The sequence below is a fragment of the Streptomyces sp. NPDC048419 genome (assembly GCF_043200415.1).
Classification (GTDB): Bacteria; Actinomycetota; Actinomycetes; order Streptomycetales; family Streptomycetaceae; genus Streptomyces.
Genome location: NZ_JBICXT010000118.1, coordinates 1 through 1356 on the forward strand (window position 1 = coordinate 1; position 1356 = coordinate 1356).

Consider the following 1356-nt stretch of genomic DNA (forward strand, 5'->3'; position numbering starts at 1 on the left):
CGAGACCGGGTAGCGGGACTCTCGCCGTACGGCCATGAAGATGCGCGGCATGACGGGGAAGTGGAAGGCCATGTGGCACTCGTCGCCACCGCTCTCGAAGTCGCCGAAGTAGTCGACGACGTCCTCCGGCCACTGGTTGGCCTCCGCCAGCACCACCGTGTCCGGGTGGCTCGCGTCGATCTCCTTGCGCACCCGTTTGAGGAACTCGTGGGTGGCCGGAAGGTTTTCGCAGTTGGTGCCCTCCTCCTGGTAGAGGTACGGCACCGCGTCCAGCCGGAACCCGTCGATGCCGAGGTCCAGCCAGAAGCGGAGGGCGGAGATCATCTCCTCCTGCACGGCCGGGTTCTCGTAGTTGAGGTCCGGCTGGTGGGAGAAGAAGCGATGCCAGTAGTACTGCTTGCGGACCGGGTCGAAGGTCCAGTTGGAGGCCTCCGTGTCGACGAAGATGATCCGCGCGTCCGCGAACTGCTTGTCGTCGTCGGCCCATACGTAGTAGTCGCCGTAAGGGCCGTCGGGGTCCTTCCTGGACTCCTGGAACCACGGGTGCTGGTCGCTGGTGTGGTTCATGACGAAGTCGATGATGACGCGCATGCCGCGCTGGTGGGCGGCGTCGACGAACTCGACGAAGTCGGCGAGGTCGCCGAACTCGGGCAGGACGGCCGTGTAGTCGGAGACGTCGTAACCGCCGTCCCGGAGCGGGGACTTGAAGAACGGCGGCAGCCAGAGGCAGTCGACACCCAGCCATTGCAGGTAGTCGAGCTTGGCGGTGATGCCCTTGAGGTCGCCGACGCCGTCGCCGTTGCTGTCCTGGAAGGAACGGACGAGGACCTCGTAGAAGACCGCGCGCTTGAACCAGTCCGGGTCCCGGTCCTTCGCGGGGGTGTCCTCGAACGTGTCCGGGACGGGCTCGTTGACGATCATGAGGTGGGTGACCCTCCGATCTGCGGGGTGGACGGTCGCAGGACGGTGAATACGTGCGCGGGGCGAATGCCCGGTTCGAGGCGTACGTAGTTGGCCCTGCCCCAGTGGTAGGTCTCACCGGTGAGTTCGTCACGCACCGGCACCGACTCGTGCCATTCCAGGCCGAGTTGCGGCATGTCCAACGAGACCGTCGCCTCCTGGGTGTGGTGGGGGTCGAGGTTGGCGACCACCAGAACCGTGTTCGAGCCGCTGCGCTTGGAGTAGGCGATCACCGCTTCCTTGTCCGTCTGGTGGAAGTGGAGGTCGCGCAGCTGGCGGAGGGCGGGGCTCGCGCGCCGGACGGCGTTGAGTTTGGTGATGAGGGGGGCCAGGGTGCGGCCCTCGCGTTGGGCGGCGTCCCAGTCGCGGGGGCGGAGCTGGTACTTCTCGGAGTCG

At 66.4% G+C, this 1356-nt stretch carries 1 protein-coding gene and 1 pseudogene; both read right to left on the reverse strand.

Going from position 1 to position 1356, the window contains the following annotated elements; translation table 11 throughout:
• On the reverse strand, window positions 1-921 hold a 921-nt coding region (locus ACGFYN_RS48170; RefSeq protein ID WP_393872284.1), incomplete at its 3' end, for an alpha-amylase family glycosyl hydrolase.
• Window positions 918-1356 (reverse strand): annotated as a pseudogene (locus ACGFYN_RS48175) (alpha-1,4-glucan--maltose-1-phosphate maltosyltransferase); the annotation flags it as partial. The gene ACGFYN_RS48170 and the pseudogene ACGFYN_RS48175, both read right to left, overlap by 4 nt.